At 61.0% G+C, this 26,527-nt stretch carries 27 protein-coding genes and 1 tRNA gene; 15 read left to right on the forward strand and 13 right to left on the reverse strand.

What is annotated here, in order from left to right; all coding sequences use genetic code 11:
* From cyoC to cyoE, 3 genes are read left to right on the forward strand one after another with little or no spacing between them, the layout of a single operon-like run.
* Complete coding sequence (cyoC, locus tag JVX91_RS10235; RefSeq protein WP_015475724.1) at positions 1 to 630, forward strand: cytochrome o ubiquinol oxidase subunit III; 630 nt, start codon at positions 1 to 3, stop codon at positions 628 to 630.
* Positions 630 to 995, forward strand: coding sequence for a cytochrome o ubiquinol oxidase subunit IV (gene cyoD, locus JVX91_RS10240; RefSeq protein ID WP_205339120.1), 366 nt, complete (start codon positions 630 to 632; stop codon positions 993 to 995). The genes cyoC and cyoD overlap by 1 nt, the downstream gene beginning before the upstream one ends.
* A gap of 11 nt (positions 996 to 1,006) precedes the next feature.
* Complete coding sequence (gene cyoE, locus JVX91_RS10245) at positions 1,007 to 1,894, forward strand: heme o synthase (RefSeq protein ID WP_205339121.1); 888 nt, start codon at positions 1,007 to 1,009, stop codon at positions 1,892 to 1,894.
* Between the two features lie 273 nt (positions 1,895 to 2,167).
* Here cyoE and JVX91_RS10250 read toward each other — a convergent pair whose 3' ends face one another.
* The 3 genes from JVX91_RS10250 to JVX91_RS10260 all read right to left on the reverse strand — a co-directional run bounded on the left by JVX91_RS10250 (position 2,168) and on the right by JVX91_RS10260 (position 4,414).
* On the reverse strand, positions 2,168 to 3,466 hold the full coding sequence (locus JVX91_RS10250; RefSeq protein WP_205339122.1) for an NAD(P)/FAD-dependent oxidoreductase: 1,299 nt from the start codon (positions 3,464 to 3,466) through the stop codon (positions 2,168 to 2,170).
* Positions 3,467 to 3,519: 53 nt separating this feature from the next.
* Positions 3,520 to 3,690 (reverse strand): DUF3094 domain-containing protein, encoded by a 171-nt coding sequence (locus JVX91_RS10255; RefSeq protein ID WP_037011479.1) that lies wholly within the window; start codon positions 3,688 to 3,690, stop codon positions 3,520 to 3,522.
* 94 nt (positions 3,691 to 3,784) lie between these two features.
* Positions 3,785 to 4,414 carry a DUF1780 domain-containing protein gene (locus tag JVX91_RS10260; RefSeq protein WP_205339123.1) on the reverse strand — a complete coding sequence of 210 codons (630 nt, stop codon included), beginning with the start codon at positions 4,412 to 4,414 and terminating at the stop codon, positions 3,785 to 3,787.
* Positions 4,415 to 4,534: 120 nt separating this feature from the next.
* Between JVX91_RS10260 and JVX91_RS10265 the strand changes: the two genes are divergently transcribed.
* The 3 genes from JVX91_RS10265 to JVX91_RS10275 all read left to right on the forward strand — a co-directional run bounded on the left by JVX91_RS10265 (position 4,535) and on the right by JVX91_RS10275 (position 5,978).
* A complete protein-coding gene (locus JVX91_RS10265; RefSeq protein WP_205339977.1) occupies positions 4,535 to 4,969 on the forward strand; it encodes an FAD/FMN-containing dehydrogenase in 435 nt (144 codons plus the stop codon).
* Positions 4,966 to 5,655, forward strand: a complete 690-nt coding sequence (locus JVX91_RS10270) for an energy-coupling factor ABC transporter permease (RefSeq protein ID WP_205339124.1) — start codon at positions 4,966 to 4,968, stop codon at positions 5,653 to 5,655. The genes JVX91_RS10265 and JVX91_RS10270 overlap by 4 nt, the downstream gene beginning before the upstream one ends.
* Before the next feature lie 107 nt (positions 5,656 to 5,762).
* The gene (locus tag JVX91_RS10275; RefSeq protein ID WP_205339125.1) at positions 5,763 to 5,978 is read left to right on the forward strand and encodes a hypothetical protein; all 216 of its coding nucleotides are present in this window, start codon (positions 5,763 to 5,765) and stop codon (positions 5,976 to 5,978) included.
* A 74-nt stretch (positions 5,979 to 6,052) separates the two neighbouring features.
* Here the strand turns inward: JVX91_RS10275 and yacG are convergent, their stop codons facing one another.
* From yacG to pilB, 5 genes are all read right to left on the reverse strand, one after another.
* Positions 6,053 to 6,256, reverse strand: coding sequence for a DNA gyrase inhibitor YacG (gene yacG, locus JVX91_RS10280; protein ID WP_205339126.1), 204 nt, complete (start codon positions 6,254 to 6,256; stop codon positions 6,053 to 6,055).
* Positions 6,253 to 6,861: a dephospho-CoA kinase gene (gene coaE / locus JVX91_RS10285; protein WP_205339127.1), complete on the reverse strand. Its 609-nt coding sequence runs from the start codon at positions 6,859 to 6,861 to the stop codon at positions 6,253 to 6,255. Before coaE ends, yacG begins: the two co-directional genes overlap by 4 nt.
* 65 nt (positions 6,862 to 6,926) lie before the next feature.
* A complete protein-coding gene (locus tag JVX91_RS10290) occupies positions 6,927 to 7,799 on the reverse strand; it encodes an A24 family peptidase (protein ID WP_205339128.1) in 873 nt (290 codons plus the stop codon).
* Between the two features lie 3 nt (positions 7,800 to 7,802).
* Positions 7,803 to 9,020 carry a type II secretion system F family protein gene (locus JVX91_RS10295; RefSeq protein WP_205339129.1) on the reverse strand — a complete coding sequence of 406 codons (1,218 nt, stop codon included), beginning with the start codon at positions 9,018 to 9,020 and terminating at the stop codon, positions 7,803 to 7,805.
* A gap of 3 nt (positions 9,021 to 9,023) precedes the next feature.
* On the reverse strand, positions 9,024 to 10,727 hold the full coding sequence (pilB, locus tag JVX91_RS10300; RefSeq protein ID WP_205339130.1) for a type IV-A pilus assembly ATPase PilB: 1,704 nt from the start codon (positions 10,725 to 10,727) through the stop codon (positions 9,024 to 9,026).
* Positions 10,728 to 10,952: 225 nt separating this feature from the next.
* Here pilB and JVX91_RS10305 point away from each other — a divergent pair, with 225 nt between their 5' ends.
* The 4 genes from JVX91_RS10305 to JVX91_RS10320 all read left to right on the forward strand — a co-directional run bounded on the left by JVX91_RS10305 (position 10,953) and on the right by JVX91_RS10320 (position 16,020).
* Positions 10,953 to 11,378, forward strand: a complete 426-nt coding sequence (locus JVX91_RS10305) for a pilin (RefSeq protein WP_205339978.1) — start codon at positions 10,953 to 10,955, stop codon at positions 11,376 to 11,378.
* A 206-nt stretch (positions 11,379 to 11,584) separates the two neighbouring features.
* Positions 11,585 to 13,345, forward strand: coding sequence for a hypothetical protein (locus JVX91_RS10310; protein WP_205339131.1), 1,761 nt, complete (start codon positions 11,585 to 11,587; stop codon positions 13,343 to 13,345).
* Between the two features lie 26 nt (positions 13,346 to 13,371).
* Complete coding sequence (gene rffA / locus JVX91_RS10315; RefSeq protein WP_205339132.1) at positions 13,372 to 14,520, forward strand: dTDP-4-amino-4,6-dideoxygalactose transaminase; 1,149 nt, start codon at positions 13,372 to 13,374, stop codon at positions 14,518 to 14,520.
* A 24-nt stretch (positions 14,521 to 14,544) separates the two neighbouring features.
* The gene (locus JVX91_RS10320; RefSeq protein ID WP_205339133.1) at positions 14,545 to 16,020 is read left to right on the forward strand and encodes a hypothetical protein; all 1,476 of its coding nucleotides are present in this window, start codon (positions 14,545 to 14,547) and stop codon (positions 16,018 to 16,020) included.
* On the opposite strand, the gene JVX91_RS10325 is transcribed toward JVX91_RS10320, so the two are convergent.
* The 3 genes from JVX91_RS10325 to JVX91_RS10335 are packed head-to-tail and all read right to left on the reverse strand — an operon-like array spanning position 16,017 to position 17,928.
* The gene (locus JVX91_RS10325; RefSeq protein WP_205339134.1) at positions 16,017 to 16,400 is read right to left on the reverse strand and encodes a GtrA family protein; all 384 of its coding nucleotides are present in this window, start codon (positions 16,398 to 16,400) and stop codon (positions 16,017 to 16,019) included. The two genes, JVX91_RS10320 and JVX91_RS10325, sit on opposite strands and share 4 nt — an antisense overlap.
* 21 nt (positions 16,401 to 16,421) lie before the next feature.
* On the reverse strand, positions 16,422 to 16,985 hold the full coding sequence (locus JVX91_RS10330) for an acyltransferase (protein WP_205339135.1): 564 nt from the start codon (positions 16,983 to 16,985) through the stop codon (positions 16,422 to 16,424).
* Between the two features lie 10 nt (positions 16,986 to 16,995).
* Positions 16,996 to 17,928, reverse strand: a complete 933-nt coding sequence (locus tag JVX91_RS10335) for a glycosyltransferase family 2 protein (RefSeq protein ID WP_205339136.1) — start codon at positions 17,926 to 17,928, stop codon at positions 16,996 to 16,998.
* Positions 17,929 to 18,107: 179 nt separating this feature from the next.
* Here JVX91_RS10335 and JVX91_RS10340 point away from each other — a divergent pair.
* Positions 18,108 to 18,183 (forward strand) — tRNA-Thr (locus JVX91_RS10340).
* A gap of 58 nt (positions 18,184 to 18,241) precedes the next feature.
* Here JVX91_RS10340 and galE read toward each other — a convergent pair.
* Together galE and nadC are read right to left on the reverse strand one after the other, a co-directional pair.
* Entirely contained in the window at positions 18,242 to 19,258 is a 1,017-nt protein-coding gene (gene galE, locus JVX91_RS10345) for a UDP-glucose 4-epimerase GalE (protein WP_205339137.1), read from the reverse strand.
* Positions 19,259 to 19,375: 117 nt separating this feature from the next.
* Positions 19,376 to 20,224, reverse strand: coding sequence for a carboxylating nicotinate-nucleotide diphosphorylase (gene nadC / locus JVX91_RS10350; RefSeq protein WP_205339138.1), 849 nt, complete (start codon positions 20,222 to 20,224; stop codon positions 19,376 to 19,378).
* Positions 20,225 to 20,502: 278 nt separating this feature from the next.
* Here nadC and JVX91_RS10355 point away from each other — a divergent pair, with 278 nt between their 5' ends.
* The 4 genes from JVX91_RS10355 (at position 20,503) to JVX91_RS10370 (ending at position 26,510) form a co-directional block, all read left to right on the forward strand.
* Positions 20,503 to 22,776 carry a DUF1631 domain-containing protein gene (locus JVX91_RS10355; RefSeq protein ID WP_205339139.1) on the forward strand — a complete coding sequence of 758 codons (2,274 nt, stop codon included), beginning with the start codon at positions 20,503 to 20,505 and terminating at the stop codon, positions 22,774 to 22,776.
* 75 nt (positions 22,777 to 22,851) lie between these two features.
* Positions 22,852 to 23,418, forward strand: coding sequence for a 1,6-anhydro-N-acetylmuramyl-L-alanine amidase AmpD (ampD, locus tag JVX91_RS10360; RefSeq protein ID WP_205339140.1), 567 nt, complete (start codon positions 22,852 to 22,854; stop codon positions 23,416 to 23,418).
* Entirely contained in the window at positions 23,415 to 24,257 is an 843-nt protein-coding gene (gene ampE / locus JVX91_RS10365; RefSeq protein WP_205339141.1) for a regulatory signaling modulator protein AmpE, read from the forward strand. The genes ampD and ampE overlap by 4 nt, the downstream gene beginning before the upstream one ends.
* Before the next feature lie 222 nt (positions 24,258 to 24,479).
* Complete coding sequence (locus tag JVX91_RS10370) at positions 24,480 to 26,510, forward strand: methyl-accepting chemotaxis protein (protein ID WP_205339142.1); 2,031 nt, start codon at positions 24,480 to 24,482, stop codon at positions 26,508 to 26,510.
* Positions 26,511 to 26,527: the final 17 nt, after the last annotated feature.

Raw genomic sequence — 26,527 nt, forward strand, 5'->3', positions numbered from 1 at the left:
ATGTCGACGGCAGTACTGAATCAACACCTGGTCGATACGCACGAAGCGGCGCACGACCATGACCACGCCCACGACAGCGGCGGCATGACGGTATTCGGCTTCTGGCTGTACCTGATGACCGACTGCATCCTGTTCGCGAGCGTCTTCGCCACCTACGCCGTGCTGGTCAACCACACGGCCGGCGGCCCGAGCGGCAAGGACATCTTCGAACTGCCCTACGTGGCCGTCGAAACCGCGATCCTGCTGATCTCCTCCTGCACCTACGGCCTGGCCATGCTGGCCGCGCACAAGGGTGCCAAGGGCAAGGCCATCGCCTGGCTGGGCGTGACCTTCCTGTGCGGCGCCGCGTTCATCGGCATGGAACTCAACGAGTTCCATCACCTGATCGTCGAAGGCTTCGGCCCGAGCCGCAGCGCCTTCCTGTCGTCCTTCTTCACCCTGGTCGGCATGCACGGCCTGCACGTATCCGCAGGCCTGCTGTGGATGCTGGTGCTGATGGCGCAGATCGGCACCCGTGGCCTGACCGCGCAGAACAACACCCGCATGATGTGCCTGAGCCTGTTCTGGCACTTCCTGGACATCGTCTGGATCTGCGTCTTCACCGTCGTCTACCTGATGGGGGCTCTGTAATGACCGCTGCTGCACATCATCACGACTCCCACGGCGCCCACGGCCACGACTCCCACGGTGCCGGCCACGGCAGCCTGGGTTCGTACGCCATCGGCTTCGTGCTCTCGGTGATCCTGACCGCGATCCCGTTCTACATGGTCATCGACGGTGGCTTCTCGCGTCACGCCACCCTGCTGACCATGGTGATCCTGGGCCTGGTTCAGGTCGTCGTGCACCTGATCTGCTTCCTGCACATGAACTTCAGCTCCGAAGGTCGCTGGAACGTCATGGCATTCATCTTCACCGCCATCATCATCCTGCTGGTGGTCGGTCTGTCGCTGTGGATCATCTACACCGCAGACACCCTGATGATGCCGATGCCCTGAGGGCCGATGCCGTGAAACTCAAGCGTTATCTCCTGGTCGCCAAGCCGGGCATCATCTTCGGAAACCTGATCGCGGTGGCTGGGGGATATTTCCTCGCCGCTCGCGGCAGCGTTGACCCGATGCTGCTGCTGGCCACCGTGATCGGCCTGTCGCTGGTGGTTGCCAGTGGTTGTGTGTTCAACAACTGCATCGACCGCGACATCGATCGCTTCATGGAGCGTACCCGCAGCCGTGTCACCGTGACCGGGCAGATCTCGCTGAAGGCCGCCCTGGCCCACGGCGTGGTGCTCGGTGTGGCGGGCTTCGGCCTGCTGGCGTGGAAGACCAACGTGCAGGCAACCCTGCTCGCGGCGTTCGGCTTCTTCGTCTACGTCGTGCTCTACAGCCTCTGGCTCAAGCGCGCCTCGGTCTACGGCACACTGGTCGGCAGTCTCTCCGGAGCCATGCCGCCAGTGGTGGGCTACTGCGCCGCCAGCGGTCACTTCGACATGGGCGCGGCGGTGCTGCTGCTGATCTTCTGCCTGTGGCAGATGCCGCACAGCTACGCCATCGCGATCTTCCGTCTCAACGACTACCGCGCCGCCGGGATTCCCGTACTGCCGGTGGAGCGGGGCATCGAAGCGACCAAGAAGCAGATCCTCTACTACGTGCTGGCCTTCGGCCTGGCGACCCTGCTGCTGACCGTCACCGGCTTCGCCGGCTACGGTTACCTGGTGGTGGCGCTGGCTGTCAGCGCCTGGTGGCTGTTCATCGCGGTGAAAGGCTTCAGTGCCGAAGACGATCGCCGCTGGGCCCGCCAGTTGTTCGCCTTCTCCATCATCGCGATCAGCGTGCTGAGCCTGATGATGTCCATCGACTTCCAGGCCATCCCGGCCCAGTCGATGCTGGCGGCGCTGTAAGGCTGCTCGGCTGCAACGAAAAAGCCGCCCCTCGGGGCGGCTTTTTTTGTGCGCGTCATTCCGATACGGACGATGTGCTCGCTCCTACAGGGTGGCACCGATGCTCCTGTAGGAGCGGACCTTGTCCGCGAAGGCCGTATAAACGGCCATCGGTATTCCCAGGTGGAACGGGCAAATCGGTGATGGATTTCGCGGATAGGATCCGCTCCTACAGGTGAGACACCGTGTTCGCCTCGCGCGTAGGAGCGGACTCCGTCCGCGATCGCTATCCGGTCAATGCAATTTCAACCTAGGCTCCGTACTGCGCCCGATCCGATCCGCAATCATCAACAACGCCGTGCGGAACGGCCCGTACAGCGCCATCTGGTGCATGCGGTACAGAGACACATAGAACATCCGCGCCAGCCAGCCTTCCAGCTTCACGCTGCCCATCAGGTTACCCATCAGGTTGCCCACCGCGCTGAAGCGCGACAGCGAGATCAGCGAGCCGTAATCGGTGTAGCGGTACTCCGGCAGCGGCTTGCCATCCAACTTCGCGACCAGTGCCTTGGCCAGCAATGAGGCCTGCTGGTGAGCGGCCTGGGCGCGCGGCGGCACAGTGCGTTCGCTGCCATCGCCCATGGGGCAGGCAGCGCAGTCACCGAAGGCGAAGATGTCGTCGTCACGGGTGGTTTGCAGTGTGGAACGCACCACCAACTGGTTGATGCGATTGGTCTCCAGGCCGTCGATCTCCTTGAGCAGGCTCGGCGCGCGGATACCCGCTGCCCACACTTTCAGGCTCGCCGGAATGAATTCGCCGGCAGAAGTGCGCAGGCCATCGGCTGTTACTTCCTGCACCGCCGAACCGGTGGCCACGCGCACGCCGAGCTTCTCCAGCGTCTGGTGTACCGGCTGGCTGATGCGCTCGGGCAGTGCCGGCAGCACACGCGGGCCGGCCTCGATCAGGGTGATGCGCATGTTCTGCGGCTGGATGCCGGTCAGCCCGTAGGCCGCCAGTTCCTGCGCGGCGTGGTGCAGCTCGGCCGATAGCTCGACGCCCGTGGCGCCTGCGCCAACGATGGCGACGCTGATCTGGTCGTCCTTGTCCTGCCCAGCATGGGCGCGCAGGTAATGAGTGAGCAGCTGCTTGTGGAAGCGCTCAGCCTGCTCGCGGGTGTCGAGGAAGATGCAGTGGTCCGCGGCGCCTGCGGTGCCGAAGTCATTGGTGGTGCTGCCGATGGACAGGACCAGCGTGTCGTACTCCAGGCCGCGTGCGGGCACCAGTTCCTCGCCCTGCTCATCGAGCGTGGCGGCGAGCTGGATGCGCTTGCTCGCGCGGTCCAGGCCATCGAGGCGGCCGAGCTGGAATTCGAAGTGGTTCCATTTCGCCTGGGCGACGTAGTTCAGCTCATCCTCCGAGGAGTTGAGCGAGCCGGCGGCGACTTCGTGCAGAAGGGGTTTCCAGATGTGGGTGAGGTTGGCATCGACGAGCGTAATGCGCGCCTTGCCTTTTTTACCCAGGGTGCGGCCGAGACGGGTCGCGAGCTCCAGCCCGCCGGCGCCGCCGCCGACGATCACGATACGATGGGACATGGTGCATTCTCATAGCTTAAGGAATCCTGTATTGGCCCGTGGCGGCACGGCGCTCACGCAAGGTAGGCCAGGAGGCGGCTCAGCAAACCCAGGGCAATGACCACCGCGAGCAAGCCCCCCATCATCAGCCAGGGCTTGAACGGCGCGCGTTCGACCTGGTGTACGGGGGAGCTGAGGTAGTGATCGACCTTCTGCTGGTCTTCGGGGCTCAAGCGGCTGGGCATGGGCGGCCTCCGTTTATAATGTCGAGCATTCTAGTAGGGCTTGGACGCCCCCTCAATGCGCTGCCGATCAATGCAGCGTTGCAGCGGCGCATATTTACAGGCCGACCCCCATGTCGAACAGGATGCTGCGCCCCAGGCTGCCGCGCAGGAAATCCGGCGCATCACTATGGGCGAAGAGCACGCGGGCGAAGGTCGGCCCCACCAGCGAGAGTGAGCGCCAACCCTGGCGCAGGTACTCGGTCGGCGGTGGAAAAGGGGTGTTGAAGTCCGGCGTCTCGCGCTTGAGGCTGACGAAGGCGAGCAGGTCCAGTTCGCGCGGGTCGATGCCGCGCTCGGTGTAGTTATGTGCCTTCTTGCGCAGCGTTGGCGCCAGGCGCGCCTGCAGTTCCGCGCAGGGAATCCGCCGGGGCCGCTGCTCGCGGCGGATCAACTGGTTGATGCTCTGCGCCATGCGCCGGCGCAGCAGCTCTTCCTTCCATTCCTCATTGAGCCGCCGGCCCTGATCGAGCACGAAGAACACCTCGAAGCTCGCATCGCGGAACAGCACATCCGGCGGCTGTTGCGTCGGCGCCACGAAGTCTTCCTGGCGATAAGGCACCTTGAGTGCCTGCAGCAGGCGCTGGCAGGCCCAGCACTCCCGTTCCCACTTGCGGGCATTGGAAAGGAAGTCGTTGGCTTGCTCCGCCTGGCGCGTCAGCAGGCGCAGATAGTCGGACTCGTTCATGCCTCAAGCATAGTTGCTGGCAGGAGCGGGCGGGCGTGAATGGCGGTGTAGACTGTTGCCAATCATTGGCGCGTCGGGCAAGGGGGAAGCGTGAGACGACTGTTGGGCGGGTTGCTGTTGATGGTGCTGGCGAGTGCGGCCGTGGCACAGGAGTCTCCGGCCATCGGCTGGACGCTGCTGGACCAGTTCGACAAACCCTACACCGCGACCTCCGACTTGAAGGTGCTGCTCATCGCCCACGATATGGCAGGCTCGAAACTGGTGAAAGCGGCGCTGGCGGATCGCCCGGAAGGCTATCTCGATGCGCGGCATGCCGCTTTCGTCGCCGATATCAGCCGCATGCCGGCGCCCATCTCGAAGCTGTTCGCCGTACCGGCCATGCGCGACTATGCCTATCGCGTGTTGCTCGACCGCGAGCCGCGCGTGGCCAATCGCTTCCCGGCCACGGTCGATGCGGTGACCTGGCTGCAGCTGGAGCAAGGCAAGGTCGTTGCCACGCGCAGCTATGACTCGGCCGATGCCCTGCGCCAGGCGCTGGAGCGGGGCGCGCCGTGATCGCTGCGCAGTTGCTGTCCGAGGAAACCCTCGAGATCGGCTGGGCGATCTACCTGCCCATCGTCGCCTGGGCCATCTGGCGCGCGCCCTGGTTGGAGCTGGTCAGCGACTTTCGCCGCCAGCACCTGGTGTTCGGCACCATGCTCGGGCTGTTCCTGCTCTGGCTGGTGCGGAGGGACTTCGCGTCCGGAGTGTCCTTCCACTTCATCGGCATGACCGCCGTGACCCTGCTGCTGGACTGGCCGTTGGCGATCATCGTCGGACTGGTGGCGCAGCTGGGCCTGTGCGCGATTGGCCGCCAGGACTGGGCGGCCATCGGCATCAACGGCATCCTGCTGATCCTGATTCCGGTGCTGATCACCGAGGTGGCGGCGATCCTTGTCGAGCGCCGGCAGCCGCGCAACCTGTTCGTTTATATCTTCTGCTCGGGATTCTTCCCGGCGGCGCTGGCGGCGGTTTGCAGCCTGATGCTTGGGTTGGGCCTGCTGTGGATGGACGGCCTGTTCCCCATGCCGCCGTGGATCGAGGATTTCATCGGCTACCTGTGGCTGATCATGTTTCCCGAGGCTTTCATCAACGGCACCATCGTCACCGGCCTGGTGGTCTTCTACCCGGACTGGCTGGAGACCTTCAACCGGACGCGCTATCTGCAAGCGCCCTGGAAGGATGACGATGAACCGCGCTGATGCGCCGTCATCGACGCCCCGCATCGTCCCCGTCGTTTGATCCACGTCAGTTCGGACGCGTCTTGTGATCGGGGAAGCTTGGTCCCCCATTCGCTAGGAGATTTCCGATGAGCATTCACAGCTGGGCCGAGCAGCGCCTCCAGGAGCTGCTGATCGAGGCGGAAGCGGCAGGGCAGGACCCGCAACTGATGTTGCGGGCCATGCTCAGCGCGGTGGTGCAGGCCAATGCCCAGGTGCGTACGCAGGAAGACCTGGGCCACGAACTGCGATTCCTGGCCGACAACCTCGACGAGGAGCGGGACTACACCTTCATGCGTCCCTGATTGAAATTCCCGCATCCGCAGGAGCAAAGGGCGGCACACAAAAAAGCCGCCTTTCGGGGCGGCTTTTTCACGGATCAATGTCCGCGTGGCTTTTCCAGATCGCCGGAGAACAGCTCGTCTTCCTGGTTATCGCTGGGAATGGCGTGTTCTTCCGCCGCCCAGGCGCCAAGGTCGATCAGCTTGCAACGGTGCGAGCAGAAGGGGCGGAATTCGTTCTTGGCGCTCCATTCAACAGGGGCGCCGCAGGTGGGGCATTCCACGGTCAGGGGTTGGCTCATGGTTGTCCTCCACGCAGGCCTAGATAGAACTGATGCAGACGCTCGACCTGCTGGTGCAGGTGGGAAAGGTCTCCATCGTTGAGCAGCACGTCGTCCGCGTGCTTGAGTCGGTCATCGCGCAAGGCCTGGGCCTTGAGGATCGCGCGGACCTGTTCTTCGGACACCTTGTCGCGCTGCATCGTGCGCTCCAGTTGCAGGTGTTCGGGGGTGTCCACCACCAGCACGCGCTGGGTCATGCGGTGCTGCCCGGACTCTACCAGTAGCGGTGAAACCAGGATGGCGTAGGGCGACTGCGCCTGCGCCAGGTTGCTGGCGATCTCCTGGCCGATCAGCGGGTGCAGCAATTGTTCCAGCCAGCGGCGTTCGTCCTCCGCCTTGAAGATGCGCTCGCGCAGGGCGGCGCGGTTGAGCTGGCCGTCCGGCAGCAGCATGGTTTCGCCGAAGCGCTCGACGATCTTCGCCAGGGCAGGGCGGCCGGGTTCGACTACCCAGCGCGCGGCGTGGTCGGCGTCGACCATGTGTATGCCCAGCGAGGCAAAATGCTCGGCGGCGGCACTCTTGCCGCTGCCGATGCCGCCGGTGAGGCCCAGGATCCAGGGTTTCATCGTTCTCCTTTCAGCCGGCCCGGTGGCCGTCCAGATGCGCCGACGGGACTCGGCGCGGGAGAGGGCTAGCGGAAACCGGCGAACTGCAGATAGGTCGCGGTTATTTGATCACCCCAGAGCAGCGCAATCCAGCCGGCAATGGCCAGATAGGGACCGAAGGGGATCGGCGTACTGGTCTCGGCGTTGCGCAGGCGCAGGGTAATAATGCCCAGCACCGCACCGACCAGCGACGACAGCAGGATGGTCAGCGGCAATACCTGCCAGCCACCCCAGGCGCCGAGCATGGCCAGCAGCTTGAAGTCGCCGTAACCCATGCCCTCCTTGCCAGTGATCAGCTTGAACAGCCAGTACACCGACCACAGGCTCAGGTAGCCGAATACCGCGCCCCAGAGCGCATCGCCCAGACTGGCGAACAGGCCGAAGTAGTTGACGATCAGTCCCAGCCAGAGCAGCGGCAGCACCAGGGCGTCCGGTAGCAACTGGTGATCGACGTCGATCATGCTCATCGCCAGCAAGCCCCAGGTCAGCACCAGCATCGCCCCGGCCTGCCAGCCGAAGCCGTAGTGCCAGGCGATGAAGGCTGACAGGACACCGCAAGCCAGCTCCACCAATGGATAGCGCTTGCTGATCGGCGCCTTGCAGGACGAACACTTGCCGCCCAGCGCCAGCCAACTGACCACCGGGATGTTCTCCCAGGGCTTGATCTCGTGAGCGCAGTGCGGGCACTGGGAGTTAGGGAGAATGAGGTTGTAGGTACCCTTCGGCTCTTCGTCCGGCAAGTTCAGCGCCTCGCGCGCTTCACGCTGCCAACTGAGCTCCATCATCTTCGGAAGCCGATGGATCACCACATTGAGGAAGCTGCCGACCAGCAGGCCGAGCAGCGTTACGCACAAAACAAAGGCCAGCGGGGTGCTGGCCAGGAAGTCGACGACAGGCATGGGTTATACGACAGAGCCCAACTGGAAGATCGGCAGGTACATGGCAATGATCAGGCCGCCGACGAGGACCCCGAGAACAGCCATGATCATGGGTTCCATAAGTGTGGTCAGGTTGTCGACGGCGTTGTCGACCTCTTCCTCGTAATAGCTGGCGACCTTATCGAGCATCGAGTCCAGAGAACCGGATTCTTCTCCGATGGCTGCCATCTGGATGGCCATGCTGGGGAAGACGCCGGTAGTCCGCATGGAGAAGTTGAGTTGGGTGCCGGAGGAGACGTCCTGCTTGATGCGATTGACTGCTGTACGGAATACAACGTTGCCAGTTGCGCCAGATACAGAGTCCAAGGCTTCCACCAAGGGCACACCCGCGGCGAAGGTTGTCGACAAGGTACGTGCATAACGTGCTACCGCCGACTTGTAGAGGATACCGCCGACGATAGGCAGCTTAAGAATAGTACGGTCTGTCCCGTCCCTGAATTTTTCCGAGCGACGGTGGAGTTCTCGCAGAGCGAACGCAATGACGAATATTCCTATCAGGAAGATGAACCACCACTCTTGCAGAACTTCAGATAGAGCGATGACCATCTGCGTGAAAGCTGGCAGTTCGGCACCGAAGCTCGAGAATACGGACTGGAACTGCGGGACAACCTTGATCAGCAGAATGGACGAAACGATGACCGCGACGACTACCACCGCAATGGGGTATGTCATGGCCTTCTTGATCTTGGCCTTGAGTGACTCGGTTTTTTCCTTGTAGGTGGCAACGCGGTCCAGCAACGTTTCCAGCGCGCCCGACTGTTCCCCTGCATCGACCAGGTTGCAGTAGAGATCGTCGAAATACATCGGTTTCTTGCGCAGCGAATTGGCGAGACTGTTGCCGGAGGCAACTTCCTGTTTGATCTCGTCGACCAGCTTGCGCATGTTGGGGTTATCGAATCCCTCGCCGATGATGTCAAAAGACTGCAGCAGGGGAACGCCCGAACCCATCATTGTCGCCATCTGGCGCGTGAACAGGGCGATGTCCATGGGCTTGATTTTCTTGCCCTGGCCAAGCAGCGAAATACCCTTCTTGCGCACTTTGAGGGGGTTGATTCCCTGTTTGCGCAACTGGGCTTTCACGAGAGCGGTATTGGCCCCGGCAAGCTCCCCCTTGACCTTCCCGCCCTTTCGATCAGTGCCCTCCCAGGTAAAGACACTGGTCTTCAATGCTTTTTCCGCCATGAATTAATCCTTGGTCACGCGGTTGACTTCCTCGAGGCTGGTGATGCCTTGCATGGCTTTCACCAGCCCTGAGGCGCGCAGATCGTTGAAGCCTTCTTTCCGGGCCTGTTCGGCGATCTGAATGGAGTTACCTTCCTCCATGATAATCCGCTGCAAGGCTGGCGTGATTTTAACCACTTCATAAATACCGACTCGACCTTTATAACCGCCCTTGCAATTTTCACACCCGACGGGGGAGTACAGTTTGAAGGACCCGATCTTGTCCTCCGGGAAGCCTTCATGCAGCAGAGCATCTCGAGGCACGTCGTGTTCTTTTTTGCAGGTCGGGCAGAGTTTACGAGCGAGTCGCTGGGCAATGATCAGGTTGGTGGAGGTCGCCAGGTTGAAGGATGCGACACCCATGTTAAGCAAGCGCGTCAGTGTCTCGGCGGCACTGTTGGTGTGCAGTGTAGACATTACCATGTGGCCGGTTTGAGCGGCTTTGATGGCGATTTCCGCCGTTTCCAGGTCACGGATCTCGCCGACCATGATCACGTCGGGATCTTGGCGCAGGAATGCCCGGAGCGCTTGGGCGAAGTCCATCCCTTGGCGGGGGTTGACGTTGACCTGGTTGATACCTTCGAGGTTGATCTCCACCGGGTCTTCTGCAGTGGAAATATTGATGTCCGGGGTGTTGAGGATATTCAGGCCGGTGTAGAGCGAGACGGTCTTTCCCGATCCGGTCGGGCCTGTCACCAGAATCATGCCTTGCGGTTGCTTGAGCGCATCCATGTAGAGCTGCTTCTGAGCATCCTCGTAGCCCAGGGCGTCGATACCCATCTGGGCGCTCGCGGAGTCGAGAATCCGCATGACGATCTTCTCGCCCCACAGGGTTGGCAGGGTGTTGACGCGGAAGTCGATGGATTTGCTCTTCGATACTCGCATCTTAATGCGGCCGTCCTGAGGCTTGCGTCGCTCAGAGATATCCAGGCCGGCCATTACCTTCAGGCGCGCGGAGATACGACTGGCCAATTGGATTGGGGGCTTGGCCGTCTCGTGCAGCATGCCGTCGGTGCGGAAGCGCACGCGGTAGACTTTCTCGTAGGGCTCGAAGTGCAGGTCGGAAGAGCCGCCCTTGATGGCATCCAGAAGCATCTTGTTGACGAAGCGCACCACTGGCGCGTCATCTGCGTCGCCCCCAATGGGCTCATCCTTGTGCTCGGTGTTGCCACTCTCGATGTCTAGTCCGTCGAGATCGACATCGCCCAGATCGTCCAGCCCGCCAGTGACGCTTTCGAATAGCTTTTCGATAGCCTCACCGAGCTTGTCATCCTCCACCAGGATGGCTTCCGTGGTGAGGCCTGTACTGAACTGGACGTCCGTGATGGCTTGGTGGTTGGTCGGGTCCGAGAGGCCGACAAATAGCTTGTTGCCGCGACGCCACAGCGGGAGCACCCGGTGTTGGCGGATTAGCTTCTCACTCACCAGTTCCTTCGGGAGGCTCTCTCGATCAAGGCTGCTGAGGTCGCAGAAAGCCACGCCGAACTGCTCTGCGGCCAGTTCGGTCAGTGGTCTGCTTTTGACCAGCTTGTTTTGTACGAGGTAAGTCACCAGCGACAGCTTATTTCGCTGTGCCTGGAGCTGAGCTTGCTGCGCGCTTTTCTCATCGAGAAGCTCGGAGTGCACCAGCTGGCGGGCGAGGCCTGACAGCACGACTTGATCGTTCATTGGAGGATGGCCAGAAAAGATGTTCGGTGCCTTATATCGTAGATGGTCCTGAGTGCCAAATGTGCTGAATAAAACTGACGAAAAGCGTCACTTCCTGCGTAAATTCGTTTTACTTTGTAGGCAAATTCTCTCCTGATGCCTGAAATTCAGGTGCTCGATATTGGCACGGAAGCTGCTTTTCCGAAGGCAGGTCCTACGACCTCGTCTAAAAACCTGGAGAGAAATATGAAAGCTCAAAAAGGCTTTACTCTGATCGAATTGATGATCGTTGTTGCGATCATCGGCATTCTGGCCGCCATCGCTCTGCCGGCCTATCAGGACTACACCGTGCGTGCGCGTGTGAGTGAAGGTCTGGTTCTGGCTTCTGCTGCTAAGACCGCTGTAGCAGAAAACGCTGCAAACGGTACTTCTCCGCTGAGCGCTGGCTGGACTGCTCCAACTGCCACCAAGAACGTATCCAGCGTTTCGGTTAACGGCGGCACTGGCGAAATCTCCGTCGTGTACCAAGCTGCCGCTGGTAGCGTGAACCTCAAACTGACTCCGTCTTCGGGTGGCTCCGCACTGAGCGCCGGTGCCGTTCCGACCGGTGCTATCACCTGGAAGTGCACCACTTCTACCGATGCGAAGTATGTTCCTGCTGAATGCCGCTGATTGCTCTTTGGCATAACGGCGTCTGGTGGTAATGAAAGGCCCTCTTAGGAGGGCTTTTCTGTCTCTGTAAGGATTGGCAGCAAATGCGGAATCATTGGTGGTGGACGGTACCCTGCCTTGCTCTGTTGGGCTTGGCGCTACTTTATTGGCCGGTCAACTCTCTGGGGTACGTCTGGGATGATACGACTCTATTTCTAGATAGCCCGTTGCTGCGTAATCCCGACGACATCTGGGTTTCACTTAGTACTCAATTGCTGCCAGGCACAACGTACTTCCGGCCGGTGGTGCTGCTAACGTTCATCGCCGAGTTCAAGCTGTTTGGTGTGCGTCCTGACATCTCTCATGCGTTTAACTACTTCATTCTGCTAGTCAATTGCACCACGATCGGATTTCTCGCGTGGCATCTTTCGCGCGGGAGGAGGGAGCGGGAGCGAATGCTTCGGGCTGCATTCGCCGTACTCATTTATGGATGCAATCCGGTACTTCTCGAGTCGGCAGCATGGGTATCTGGGCGTTTCGACCTTCTAGTCACAGCCTTTGCACTATTAGGCTTGTTGAGCCTTTCCTGCGCGCGGGGCTTGACTCGAGATCTGCTGGTCACTAGCTGTTTTCTATTCGCCATCGGTTCAAAGGAGATGGCGATTACGTTTCCCGCGTTAATTGTATTGTGGTTGTGGCTCGATAAGCGGCCTCCGGCGGGGCTCAGGGCTCGAGTCAGTTCAATCCTGAGCGCTGAAAATCGGCGCTTGTACGTGTTCATTTTGATCGCTGGCACTGCGTATGTTGCGCTACGCTTTTCGCTCTTTGGTGGTTTGTTCAAGAATGACGACTCTCTGGGGCAGGATTTTATTGCTCGCATTGCATTCGTCGGTCAAACCCTCTGGTTTTATCTCCATATGGCTGTTTGGCCTTTCGCCGATCTGAGCCCTATTCACCCATTTGATGCGGCAGCGATGACCGCGAATCAGAAGTTGACTGGCGTATCCATTGTACTGGCATTCATTAGCGTATTGCTGCTGTTAGCAGTTCGAGGGAAAAGGGTTGGGCTTCTTCTGCTGTGTGGCTTGTTAGCACTGCTCCCTGTTTTGAATATTGCTCCTTTGCTGATCAGCGGAAACATTGGTCAGGAGCGCTTCCTCACATTGCCAGTTGCGTTCCTTGCATTGGCGTTGGCGCAGGTGTCAATTCCAACAAGCGCGCTATCTGAGGCTATGCGTCGATTACTGCCGTGGCTTGGCGGTGCATTGGTCCTCGTATGGCTTGCTCTTGGCGCGTTGAATATTCGCCTGAATACTCCGCTTTGGGGAAGTGAGCAGTCTCTATGGGCATGGGCATTCGAGAAGGTGCCGGAGTCCGACTACGTCCGCTTCAATTACGTTGCATCCCTGCTGTTCTATCAGCGTGAAGATGAGGCCGAGCGGCTGTTGTCCGAATTTGAAAAGACGCCTGCCGGGCTGTCGAGCAGGATGAAGGGGCTGAAGGGGCAGTTATTGATACGCCAGCAAAAGTATGCGGAGGGGCTGGCGATGTTGGATGCGGGCCTTGTTGGAGAGTACCAGCCGCATAAGGAAATTCTTGAGAAAGGGATCGACATAAATAAGACAAAAATTGTTCTGAATGGATACTCAGGTACTTGGTATATACGCTTCGTTTATGGCGCAAAAGCTGAGGCGTACTTGTATCTTGGGGATTATGAAGAGCTGAATAGAAGTTTGGATGTGATGAACTTCTATGATTCAAGCTATGCGGTAATACCGATGTATCGTGCCTTTGGTGCCTATGCACAGAACGATATAGAACAGGGGAATCGCCTTTTTGCAGAGTCTATAGAGAGGTTCTCCAAGCCAGTGGGGGATTCTGCATATGCTGTGCGTGCCGATTTTATAAAGCGTTTTTGCACAACGCGCTCTGATCAACTGGTCTGCAGAGAGAAAGAGAAAGTACTTTCTTCCCGTGAAGGGTCCTAGTGGGTGGAATGTATGGAGATTGCAGCATGAAGAACCTTGTTCCCTTCAACAAGCCCGCCATCGTCGGTCGCGAGTTGTATTACATCGCGCAAAGCATCATGAACAATCAGCATGCCGCGGGGGATGGTCCATTCACTCGCCAGTGCCGGGAATTCCTGCAGGACAGTTTTCAACTTCGTACCGCGCTGTTGACCACTTCCTGCACCACGGCTCTCGAGCTTTCGGCGCTGTTGCTGAATATCCAGCCGGGGGACGAAGTCATACTTCCGTCCTATACCTTCGTTTCCACCGCTAACGCCTTCGTTTTGCGCGGCGCCAAGCCGGTTTTCGTCGATATCCGTCCCGATACTCTGAATATCGACGAGACCAAAGTCGAAGCGGCGATCACGCCGCGTACGAGAGCCATCTGCGTGGTGCACTACGCCGGTGTGGCCTGCGAAATGGATACACTGCTCGATATCGCTCGACGGCATGATATTCCCCTGGTCGAGGACGCGGCCCAGGCTGTTAGCTCCCGTTACAAAGGCCGCTACCTGGGCGGTTTGGGAGTTCTGGGGGCCTACAGCTTCCACGAGACGAAGAACTTCATCTGCGGGGAAGGTGGTGCGCTGATAGTCAACGATCCCGCCTACGTTGAGCGCGCGGAAATCCTGCGGGAGAAAGGCACCAATCGATCCAAGTTCTTCCGCGGCGAAGTGGACAAGTACACCTGGGTCGATCATGGCAGTTCAGCGTTGAGTTCCGACATCCTGGCCGCCTATCTCTTCGCTCAGTTGGAGCGCCACGAAGAGATTACCGGGCGGAGAAAGGCTATCTACGATCGTTACGCAGAGCACCTGATCGATCTGGCGCGACGCGAGTGCCTCGAACTACCTCATGTCCCCGCTGAGTGCGATTCCAACTTCCACATGTTCCACATCCGCACTCGCGATGTGGAGACCCGCAGCGCGTTGTTGCAAGCGTTCAGAAACTCCGACATCCATGCGGTATTCCACTACGTGCCACTGCATACTTCACCGATGGGGCAGGAGCTTGGCTGGGGGGAGGGGGACCTTCCGGTAACCGAGAAAGTCAGCGAGACGCTGATCCGGCTGCCGTTCTATTTCGATCTTTCCGAGGCCGATCAGGATCGCGTCCTGAGCGTGCTCCATGACTTCTATGGGCCCTCTGCCTGAACCTTGCCTTCTGGATAACTCTCGATGCGATTGGCTATTGGCTGGCTGGCGGCGCTGGCGGCAGCGTTTCTGATTTCAGTTCCGATCTGGTTGCCTGATTTCCCTCCGCTGGTGGACCTTCCCCAGCATGCAGCCAACCTGGAACTAGCGCGGCAACTGATTCTTGGTACTTCCGATTGGCAGAAGTTGGTGCAGAACCAGTGGTTCACGCCGTACTACGGCTTCTACCTGCCGGCGTTCGTACTGAGTCTGTTCATGTCATCCGTTATGGCGGCGAAAGTTGTCGCTGCTGTCTCGATGTTGTCCATTCCTGCCGCTGTCGCGGTGGTCTTGCGCAGGCGTGCGCTCTCTCCCTGGCTTGCATTGCTGGTGGTGCCCGGTCTGTATGGCTTCGCTTTCCAGTGGGGCTTCGTCAGCTTCATGGTCGCCTGTTCGGCGCTGGTGCTAGGGGTCGACGCGATCGATCGCTATTTCGAGAGCGGCGCCCGGCAAGGTGCGGCAGCCATTGCGGCCTACAGCATTCTTCTTTTCTTCCTGCACGCCTATGCCTATGGGCTGTTCATGATCATCTATGGCGTGCGTTGGCTTACCTGCTCCAGAGCGCTGCGCGCCGCGCTGGTGGTGGTACCGTCGGGAGTTCTAGCGCTTGCTTGGCTGACCTGGGCGGCGCAAGGACCGGCTCAGGCCAAGCAGCCTATCCTCTGGGACTTGGGATGGATTCGCATCGGGCAATTGATGCGAGACCTGCTTGGGTTGAGCTTCGGCGGTGCCGAGCAGATGCTGGGTGTCGCGATCGTTGCTCTGATCTGCCTTGGCGTGGGCGGCTCCAGGCTGTCGAGGAGCCCATGGCGATTGCTGCCGGTTCTGATTGTCGTAGTGGCTTATTTTGTGTTGCCCAATCGGGTCATGGGGACGTACTTCACCTATCAGCGGTTCTCGATATTCATTCTTCCGCTGCTTTTGCTGGCGCTGGAGCCCAGGCAGTCGTCCGCCCCTGAGTCCGGATCGCGCAGTGGCTCACTTGGCGGCCTGATAGCCGGTCTGCTGATCGCGCTGGTGGTGTCCATTCAAGGTGCCAAGGCCTATCAGTTCGATCGTGAATCGGCTGGATTCACGCCTGTGCTTCAGGCCATCCCCGAGCGACAACGGGTTCTGTACCTGGCATTCGACCCTCAGACACTGTGGTACAGCGCGCCCTCCTATTTGCATTTCGCACAGTGGTATGGCGCGCAGAAGAAGGGATTCGTGGAGTTCAACTTTGCGTCCTTCTATGGCTTGCCAGTGGTGTACTCGCCGCCGGCAGGTGCGCTGGCGCCTCCCAACATCGAGTGGTTCCCCAACCAGTTCAGATGCGATGCTCCCTATGTGAAGGAGTTTGGCTATGTACTGGTCAAGGCTGAGATCGACCTGAGCGCTATGTATTTCGACGACCCGCGTTGTGGTTTGTCGCTGGTTCAGTCAGGCGGTGGCTGGTGGTTGTATACCCACAAGGAAGACTAGCTAACCCTCTCGTTGAAGACGTAGAACTTCGACACCAGAAATAGAAATACTGCGATGACAGGAATGCTGCCGGCCTGTACCAGTTGGTGTGCGAATCCCAGTCGATTGCTGAGCACTTCGATGAGTGCGATGTTCAGCAGGTAACCTCCCAGCTGAGCCAGAGCGTAGCGGTATCCCGCTCTGGTCAGCCTGCCTTCATGCTGGAAGGTGAATTTCCTGTTTCCGATGAATGCTGCTGTGGCGCAAACGGCATAGATCAATGTCACCGCCATTTCAGGCCTGACGCCCCAGTAGGTGATCAGCAGGTAGGCAATGTAGCCGGACAGATTGGTCAGCAGGCCAACTGCCAAATATGTCGTGAACTGTCGGGAAATACTCATTCGGTGAACTAACCGCGCTCGTCAGGCAAGTGGCGAAGACAAGTAAGCGGCTTCCAGTTCCAGAAGGTCACGCTTGCGATCCTTCAGCTTCCGTCCCGGACAGCCGAAGTAGACCGACCAGGCTTCAGAGCTCCGCGTCATCATGGTCATGGCGCCTACGGAGGTGCCTTCGGCCAGGTGTACGCCAGGGAAGATGATCGACTGGGTGCCGACTATGGAGTGGCGCCCGATCGTGATTGCCGCCTTGATTTCCTTCTTGTACTGATCCGGCACCGTCGGGTTGGTCAGGGTCCGGCCGGAATAATCATCGCTCTGTGTGAAAACGTTGCAGCCGTATGCCAGGCCAGAGAAGTCTTCCATGGTTATTCCCTGTTCTCCGCCGGCGAGATTGCAGAATACGGCGACGTGCACGTTGCGTCCGATACTGACCTTGCCCGAAAGAACGCAGAAATCGTCGATCCTGGAATGATCGCCAATCTCGATCTGGTCATGGTTGTAAATGCTGGCAAGCTTGCTGATCCGAACGTTTTTGCCCAGGCGTTTAAAGCCGAGGCTTGCCAGTTCTTCATCTGAATAGAATGCCATCTGGATTTCCTCAGGATTCTGGCTCGTGCCTATGGATGTCCCTGACGATGGTGTAGGGGCGCTGCTTGATTTCGCTGAATATCTTTGAAAGATAGATGCCGACGACGCCGATGAAGCAAATGATCATGCCACCTACCAGCCAGATGGATGCCATGACCGAAGTCCAGCCCAGTAGCGGTGTTGTGAAGAACAACCAGTTGGCGATCAGATAGAGGGTATAGAGCAGGGCGGCAGAGGAGATCATGGCGCCGATATTGAATACCCAGACCAGGGGGGCATTGCTGAATGAGGTGATGGCATTCACCATCAGGGACAACTTTTTCCTCAGCGTATAACTGGTCTGGCTGCTGCTTTTCTTGCCGACGACCTCGGCCACCTGGTCGAAGCCGGTGAGGTGCCAGAGGCCGACGATAAACACCTCTCTTTCCCTGTGCTGCAGCAGTGCATTGACGTAGCGGCGGCTCATCAGTCGTGCTGTCACGACATTCTGCGGCAGCGCGTCACCACTCAGCCGATTGAGCAGCCAGTAGAAGAGACGTCCGCTCGTGCGTTCGAACCAGCCCCCCTTCCGGGTTTCCTGTACGCCGTAAACGACATCGCACTGTTTCTCGGCCATGATCTCGGCGAAGGTCGAGAGCCACTCCGGCGATTCCTCAAGGTCGCTATCGATCAGGAAGGTTCGTTCGCCCCTTGCATGCTCCAGTCCGGTCATCATCGCTTTGTGGTGGCCGAAGTTTCGAGAGAGATCGACGACAACGACATGTGCGTCACGTGCGACCAGTTCCCGTGCGATTTGCAAGCTGTCGTCAGGCGAACCATCGTTGACCAGTACTATTTCATAGTCATCGCCGACCAGTTTGCGCGCGGCTTCACTGGCGCGGTGGTGAAACTCCAGTAAATGGGGCGCAGACATATACATCGTGGCGACGACGGAAAGCTTCATGAAGAAACACTCTTGAAATTGCTGGATGGAAGCCTATCCGGATGCGCCCGGAAATGCGCCGGATCATCGCACAAAATATCAGGCCGACACCGGGCAGGTTATTGATTGATCAGGACTTCAGGTGACCTTGCGGAAGTATTGAACGGGCTTCTTGCGTAATGCTATCTTTCGCGCGACTTGCCGGTGTAGCTCAGTCGGTAGAGCAGCTCATTCGTAATGAGAAGGTCGGGGGTTCGATTCCTCTTACCGGCACCATCTTCAGCAAAAAGCCCCGCATCCAGCGGGGCTTTTTGTTTTTCCGTCGCCGGAAACCTCAGGCGTAGCCGGCGGGGTTCTGGTTCTGCCAGTTCCAGGCGTCGCGGCACATGTCTTCGATGTCGCGGGCGGCGGACCACTGCAGTTCCGCGCGGGCCAGCGCCGGGTCGGCGTGGTAGCTGGCGATGTCGCCGTCGCGGCGCGGGAGGAACTGGAAGGGCAGTTCGCGGCCGCACGCCTTCTCGTAGGCGTGGATGATTTCCAGCACGCTGTAGCCGCGACCGGTGCCGAGGTTGAAGGTCTTCGCTCCCCGGGCTCCGTCCAGCCAGCGCAGGGCGCTGAGGTGGGCGTTGGCCAGGTCACAGACGTGCAGGTAGTCGCGCACACCGGTGCCGTCCGGCGTTGGGTAGTCGTTGCCGAAGACGCGGATAAACGGCTGCTTGCCGGTGGCGACCTGGGAGACGTAAGGCATCAGGTTGTTGGGGACGCCGTTGGGGTCTTCGCCGATCCTGCCACTGGCGTGGGCGCCGACAGGGTTGAAGTAACGCAGGATGGCCATGGTCCATTCGGGATCGGCGTGGGCGATGTCGCGCAGGGCAATCTCCGCCATCAGCTTGGACTGGCCGTAGGGGCTGGCCGGGCCGGTGGGGGCGTCCTCGCGGATCGGGCTTTCCGCCGCCAGGCCGTAGACCGTCGCCGAAGAGCTATAGATGAAGCGCTTCACGCCATGGCGCTGCATGACCTGACAGAGGGTGACGGTGCCGGCGAAGTTGGTCTGGTAGTAGGCGATGGGATCGGCCACCGATTCGGCCACGGACTTCAGGCCGGCCAGGTGAATCGTGGCGTCGATGTCGTGCTCGGCGAACAGGCGGTCGAGGATGGCCTCGTCGCGCACGTCGCCCTCGATGAAGGGGATGCTCTGGCCGGTCAGCTGTTCGATGCGTCGCAGCGGGATGGGCGAACTGTTGCTCAGGTTGTCGAGCACCAGCGGGTGGTAGCCCTGTTCGATCAGTTCCAGGCAGATGTGGGAACCGATGTAGCCGCAGCCCCCGGTCAGCAGAATCCTTTTCGTCATGTCGCGCCTGTATTCCCTTCGCTGGTTCGCCGATCTGGCCGCGTCTGAGTATGTCAGACGCGGCCAGATCGGCACTATCGATGCGGGCGTGACGGTGTCGGCAGGCTGGAGTGCGGATTACAGGCTGAGGCGCATGGAGAGGTCCAGCGCCTTGATGTCCTTGGTCAGGGTGCCGATGGAGATGTAGTCCACGCCGGTCTCGGCGATGGTGCGCAGGGACGTCTCGGTGATGCCGCCGGAAGCTTCCAGCTTGGCGCGGCCTGCGGTGAGGCTGACGGCGGTGCGCATATCGTCCAGACTCAGCTCATCGAGCATGACGATGTCCGCGCCAGCGTCCAGGGCCTGGCCCAGTTCATCGAGGTCTTCCACCTCGATCTCCACGGGCTTGCCTGGGGCGATACGGTGGGCCGCGTCGATGGCCTGGGCGATCCCGCCGCAGGCGGCGATGTGGTTTTCCTTGATCAGGAAGGCGTCGTACAGGCCGATACGGTGGTTATGGCAGCCGCCGCAGGTGACTGCGTATTTCTGCGCCAGGCGCAGGCCAGGCAGGGTCTTGCGGGTATCGAGCAGCTTGACGTTGGTGCCCTCGACGAGGTCGGCGTAGTGGCGCGCGCGGGTGGCGGTGCCGGAGAGCAGCTGAAGGAAGTTCAGTGCGCTGCGCTCGCCGGTTAGCAGGGCGCGGGCCGGGCCTTCCAGGGTGAAGAGGGTTTGATCGGCGCTGACCAGGTCGCCGTCCTTCACTTGCCATTTCACCTGCACGCGCGGATCGACCTGGCGGAACACTTCATCGACCCAGGCGCTGCCGGCGATGGTGGCGTTCTCGCGGGTGATGATGCGGGCGCTGGCGTCGCGCTCGGCGGGGATCAGCTGGGCAGTGATGTCGCCGCTGCCGACGTCTTCGGCCAGTGCGGCGCGGACGTTGGCCTGGATTTCCCCGGAAAGCTCGGCGAGGGTGAGGTTCGGCATGGAGGGCTCCTGTTCGCAGTCGGCGGATTATACGGGTGGCGGCGTATGACGTGCAGCGACAGAAGATTTTTGCGCCCTCGCGCGATTTGTCTGACGGACGGTGCCTATCACAGTGTGAATTTCTTCAAGAATGCGTGAAATGTCTCTTGGTTGTGTAAGAAGCTTCCCTATAATGACGTTGAACCTTTCCGCTTTTTGACGCCACTAAATTGACGTTACGGATGACGCTTCGATGATTGCTGGTGCCGCCAGATCGGTCTGACGGCAGGAGACTTGCGATGCAGAACGACGCGAATGTAGTGCCGCTGAACAAGTCGGCCAGCGAACAGTCGCAGACCTCGTTCTCCGGGCGTTTGCCGGCGGGGCTTGTCGCCGTGCGCGACAAGGTGGCCGCGCAACTGCGTCATGCAATGCAGGCGTTGTTCGATAACGCCGACGATACCCTGTTCGAGATGGCTGACCGCGCCGGCAACAATGCCGAGCAGAGCGCCTATTTCGAAGCCATGCGCGACCTGCGCCTGAAGCGCAAGGGTATCGAGCGTGGCTTCCTGCAGAAAGTCTTCGAGAACTTCGCCAACCTCACTCAGTACGAGATCGGCAGGGCTACCGCCCTTGACGCCGTTTCCTACGACAATCTCACCCTGGTGCAGAACGACGAGCTGGAAGAGTCCGTCGCCCTCGACGCCATGGTCGCCAAGGTGATGAGCCGCGACGGTGTGGCGCTCGCGCACCTGACCACCCGCCTCAATACCCTGGTCAGCAAGAAGGTCGAAGACAAGAGCAACCCGCTTGGTCCGCGCCAGCTCTGCGAGTCCTTCCTCGATGCCTGCCGCGGCCTGGGTGTGGAGATCAAGGTTAAGCTGATCATCCTCAAGCTGTTCGAGAAATACGTGCTGGCCGATGCCGAGCACCTGTATGCGGAAGCCAACCAGACACTGATCAGCCTGGGCGTGCTGCCTGAGCTGAAATCCGTTCCCCTGCGTCGTCCTCCGCAGCGCACCGTGCCCAACCAGGGCGCCGCGCCTTCGGGGGCCGCTCAGGCAGGCGAACCGGGTGCCGCGCAGCAGTACATGGATGCCGACAGCCAGGCGGCGTTCGCGGCGCTGCAGGAGTTGCTATCCCAGGTTCGCGGTAGCGCGGCTCCGCTGCGTCCGATGCCTGCCGATGCGGTGCCGATCACCAGCAACGACCTGATGCGCCTGCTGTCGCACCTGCAATCGCATCTGCCGGCGCAGAGCATCGATGAGATCGATGTCCGCCAGCACCTGGATCACCTGCTGACCCGTGTCAGCAGCAAGAGCGGCCGTTCCCGCGTGGTTGGCCAGGTCGATGAGGACGTCATCAACCTCGTTTCGATGCTCTTTGAATTCATCCTCGATGACCGCACCCTGCCGGACTCGCTCAAGGCCCTGATCGGCCGCATGCAGATCCCGATGCTCAAGGTGGCGGTGCTCGACAAGACCTTCTTCAGCCGTGGCAGCCATCCGGCGCGCCGGCTGCTGAACGAGATCGCCACCGCCGCCCTCGGCTGGGCCGAGCACTCCGACGGTCAGCGCGACCACCTGTATCAGAAGATCGAGCAGGTGGTGATGCGTCTGCTGAACGACTTCGTCGACGATCCGGCGATCTTCTCCGAGCTGCTCGACGAGTTCATAGCCTTCACCGGCGACGAGCGCCGCCGCAGCGACCTGCTCGAACAGCGCACCCGCGATGCCGAGGAAGGCCGCGCCCGCGCCGAGCTGGCCCGCCAGGACGTAGAGGGCGTGCTCAACGAGCGACTGCTCGGCCGCACGCTGCCTGAAGTGGTGGTGCGCCTGCTGCAGGAAGCCTGGAGCAAGGTGCTGCTGCTGACCTGTCTCAAGCATGGTACCCACTCCACCGAATGGGACGCCGCTCTGGCGACCATGGATGACCTGATCTGGAGCGTGGAGCCCCACGAAGACCCGGACTCCCGTCTGCGTCTGCTGGAAATGGTCCCGCAACTGCTCAAGTCGCTGCGTGAAGGCCTGGCCTCCGCGGCGTTCGATCCGTTCTCCACCGGCGAATTCTTCAGCCGCCTGGAAGGGCTCCATGTGCAGGCCTTCCAGCGTTACAAGCAGGTCGAGGAAGCGCCGCTGCTCGATCCGCAGGATGACCTGCCGCTGCTCGATGAGCCGCTGGCCGCTCCGGCCACTCCGCAAGCGGCAATGGTCGCCGTGGTCGAGGAGATCGTCCTGGCCTCGCCGGAAGAAGCCCGCGCCGTGGAGCCCGAGGAAGCCTTCGCCGAGAACGACGATTCCCTGCGCAAGGTCGACGAGCTGCGCGTCGGTAGCTGGGTGGAAATCCAGGAAGACGAAGAGCACAAGCTGCGTTGCAAGCTGGCGGCGGTTATCCGTCCCAGCGGCCGCTACATCTTCGTCAACCGCACCGGCATGAAGGTGCTGGAAAAGACCCGCATGAGCCTGGCCGTGGAGTTCCGCCGCAATGCGGTACGCTTGCTCGACGATGCGCTGCTGTTCGATCGCGCGCTGGAGTCGGTGATTGGCAACCTGCGCCGCCTGAAGAACGCCTGATCCCGCTGGCCACGCGCCAGCGAGTTCATTTCCCCGGCCTGCTGCTTTAGAGTGGGGCTCTGCCAAGGAGTCTCCATGCAGATCGATCCCGATTCCGGCTGGTGCCTCGACGCCCAGCGCTGCCCCTCGCCGAACTTCAACGCCCGCCCCGATGGCGAGGTGGTGTCCCTGCTGGTGATCCACAACATCAGCCTGCCGCCTGGCCAGTTCGGTACCTGCAAGGTGCAGGAATTCTTCCAGAACCGCCTCGACGCCGACGAGCATCCGTACTTCGCCAGTATCTGCAGCATGACGGTGTCCGCGCATTTCCTCATCGAGCGCGACGGTTCCCTGTTCCAGTTCGTTTCCTGCAATCACCGCGCATGGCATGCCGGCGTGTCGCGCTTCGATGGCCGCGAGAACTGCAACGATTTCTCCATCGGCATCGAGCTCGAAGGCACGGATACCGAACCCTATTGCGACCGCCAGTACGAGGTGCTGGCGCAACTCGCCCGGCAATTGCTCAAGGTCTATCCGGCGATCACGCCGGCGCGTATCCAGGGCCATTGCGATATCGCGCCGGAGCGCAAGACCGACCCGGGTGAGGCGTTCGATTGGACGCGCTTCCTCGCCGATATCGGTGCGAACAAGGAGTCGACATGAGTTTCCTGGTGTTGTTGCTGGTCCTGCTGATCGAGAAGTTTTCCGGCTGGCGCGCGCGGGTGCAGCGTGATGGTTGGTGGCTCGGCTGGTTGGACGCGGTGGGCGGGGTGAAGTCCATGACCGCGCAGCCCTGGCTGGGGCTGCTGGTGGCGGTGTTGCCGCCGCTGCTGTTGCTGGCCTTGTTGCTGACCATTCTGGAGCCCGTCGCCTATGGGCTCCTGGCGCTGCCACTGCAGTTGCTGGTGGTGGTCTGGAGCCTCGGACGCGGCGATGTGCTGCGTGCTATCGGACCGTTCCGCGATGCCTGGCGTCGTGAGGATGCGCAGGGTGCCTACCATGTCGCCGAACGTGACCTGGGCGTGCAGGTGCAGGCCGATCGCGACAACGACCTGCTCGCCGTGGTGCAGGGCACACTGGTATGGCAGGCCTACCAGGCATTCTTCGCGGTGATCTTCTGGTATGCGCTGCTCGGCCCGGTGGCCGCGCTGGCTTACCGGCTGCTGGCCATTGCCGCGGAGCAGGACCGCCAACCGGTGCTGCGCGAGCGCGCCGCGCAACTGCGCCACGCCTTCGACTGGCTGCCGGCACGCGCGCTGGTGCTGAGTTTCGCCCTGGTGGGCAACTTCGTTGCGGTGACGCGCATGCTGCTGCACGACCTGTTGGCCTGGGACGTTCCCGCTGCTCGTCTGCTGGCGCGTGCCGGCTACGTGGCCGAAGACTTCAACGAAGGCGGTCTGGGTGCCAAGGGCGTCGCCAGCCTGGACGCGCTCTGGCAACTGCTGGTGCGTTCGGCGGTGCTCTGGTACGCAGTCTTTGCGATCTGGGCGCTGCTGCTCTGACACGCCGATCCCGGGCCGGCGACCGCCGGTCCGATGATGGCATTTTAACCTTAAGTTACAGAACTCACGGCCGATATCAGGTACACATCAAGCCTGAGCGCTTGGTGACGACCGCTGCATGCCAGCGGTCGCCTAGCCAGCGCACGGCGACGACCCGTCCAGGGGCGCGCCGCACACTCCCCGACAAGCGACATAACAATAACGGGAACAGGAGACGTCTTTGTGAGGACCGTGCTCTATCCGGCCATCGCGCTGATGAATCGCCTGAGCTTCGGTATGAAGTTCAGTCTGATCAGCGTGCTGTTCTTCCTGCCGATGCTGATAACCAACTTCTACCTGGTGCGCGACTCCTACGGGCAGTTCGTCAGCACCCGCGCCGAACTGGAAAGCCTCCAGATGATCGGCAACGGCATGCAGATCCGCCGCAACCTCGAAGCCTACAACGACCTGTTGCAGATCAATGGCGTGCTCGGCCAGTCCAGCAAGAGCGGCGGCCTCGACTCGCGCATCGGTCAATTGCACAAGGACCTGCAGGCGCAGATCGGCGCGTTGCAACCGGTCACCCAGGATGCCGAGCAGGTCGCCGAGTTCAATACCAAGCGCGACGAATTGCTGGCCAGCCTGAAGGGCGTTGACGCCGAAGGCTCGCTGCAGAGCAAGTCGGCGATGGCCTCGCGCCTGCTCAGCGAGGTGCAGGTCTTCAACAAGCTGCTGGTGTCCCAGTCCGGTCTCAGCCAGGACGATGCGCGCGACCTGCGTCAGCTCGCCGAACTGATCACCTCCGGGACCCCGCAAGTCACCGAGACCCTCAGCCAGGGCCGCACCATGGGCGCCAGCGCCCTGGGCCAGGGCTTCCTGAACTCGTCCACCAGCAGCAAGCTCGATGACCTGCTGCAGGAGCTGGAAAAGCTCCACGCCGAATACGGTCTCAAGCTGCAGGATGCCCTGGGCGCGAGCCAGGCGGCGCAGACTGCGCTGGCGGCCGATGCGCAGGCGAGCCGCGAGACGATCAAGAGCATGGGCAAGCTGTTCGAGGACAAGGTCGTGATGGCCGATACCCTCGACACGCCCTGGCTCGACTTCTACGAGCAGGTCAGCAAGGCGATGGAGCAGACCTACCGCCTCGACGGCCACGTGCTGCAATTCGTCGACGGTTCGTTGCAGGCGCGCCTGGCCAGCAAGCAACGGCAGATGGTCCTACTGGTCGTGGCGCTGGTCGTGGTGTTCGTCGCCATCGTCTACCTCTACGGCGGTTTCTACGTCTCCACCCGCACCACGCTCAAGAGCCTGGGCAAGATGATGGAGCGCGTCGCCGCCGGCGACATGACCGTCAACTTCCAGGCCCAGAGCCGCGATGAGCTGGGCGAGCTGGGCGACGCCTTCAACCAGACCGTGGCGAAGATCCACGACCTGATCGAACAGGTCGGTCGCACCGTGTCCGAAGTGGAGCGGCAGACCGTGCGCGTGGAGTCGGTGTCCGCCGAGAGCAACCAGGCGGTGGCCGGCCAGCGCAACCAGATCGAGCAGGTCGCCACGGCCATGAACCAGATGGCCGCGACCGCCCAGGAGGTCGCCCGCAGCGCTGCCGTGGCAGTGAACAGCGCGCACAACGTCAACCAGGAAACCACCAGCGGCCGCGCCCTCGTGGAGTCCCAGGTGGGCAGTATCCAGCGCCTGGCGGGCGAGATCGACGAGTCGGTGGAAGTGATCAACCAATTGGCCGCCGACAGCGCCTCGATCAGCCGAGTGCTGGATGTGATCAAGGGCATCGCCGAGCAGACCAACCTGCTGGCGCTCAACGCCGCCATCGAGGCCGCCCGTGCCGGTGAGCAGGGCAGGGGCTTCGCGGTGGTCGCCGACGAGGTACGTACCCTGGCCAAGCGCACGCAGCAGTCCACCGAGGAAATCGAGCAGATGATCGCGCGCCTGCAGAACGGCGTGGGCGCGGCGGTGAAGGCCATGGGCAGCAGTCACCAGACCGCCGACGGCACCGTCAGCCAGTCGGCGCGGGTGCAGCAAGCGCTGGAGAACATCCTCCAGGCGGTTGGCGCCATCGTCGACCAGAACCAGCAGATTGCCGCCGCCGCCGAGCAGCAGACCGCCGTGGCCCATGACATCGACCAGAACATCGTCGAGATCAACCAGGCCGGGGAGCGCACCTCCGAAGGCGCCAGCGAGACCGAGCGCGCCAGCCGCGAGTTGGCCGGGCAGGTGGTGGAGCTGAAGCGGCTGATCGGCGCGTTCCGCGTCTGATTTTCAAGGATTCGTGG

It is taken from the genome of Pseudomonas sp. PDNC002 (assembly GCF_016919445.1).
In the GTDB taxonomy this organism is placed as follows: Bacteria; Pseudomonadota; Gammaproteobacteria; order Pseudomonadales; family Pseudomonadaceae; genus Pseudomonas.